Below are 263 nucleotides of genomic sequence, written 5' to 3'. Positions count from 1 at the left end.
CGGGGTCGAACCGGCGGCGGCCGTCGGCCGCGCGCTCGTCGACCTGCGGCCCGAACTGCGCACGCTGCGCGGCGAGGACGGCGACGCGCTCGCGACGGTGCGCGGCGTGCGCTACGTCGTGCATCGCGGGCCGCTCGTCGATCGTGGCGTCACGTCGGGCAGCGTGCTGACCTTCCAGGAATCGCGCGCGGTCGAACGGCTCGACCGCGCGCTGCGTTCGCAGCCGAACACGCAGCAGTTCGCGGCGCGCTACGCGCTCGACG

The 263-nt window shown here is 75.7% G+C and carries 1 pseudogene; it reads left to right on the top strand.

The window, feature by feature from the left end:
* Positions 1-263: pseudogene (locus SB816_RS32595) on the top strand (propionate catabolism operon regulatory protein PrpR); the annotation flags it as partial.

Source organism: Achromobacter sp. SIMBA_011 (genome assembly GCF_046535435.1).
GTDB classification, from domain to species: domain Bacteria; phylum Pseudomonadota; class Gammaproteobacteria; order Burkholderiales; family Burkholderiaceae_B; genus Achromobacter; species Achromobacter dolens.
Note: the sequence above shows the minus strand (reverse complement) of the source record. Positions and strands in the feature narration are given on the sequence as shown.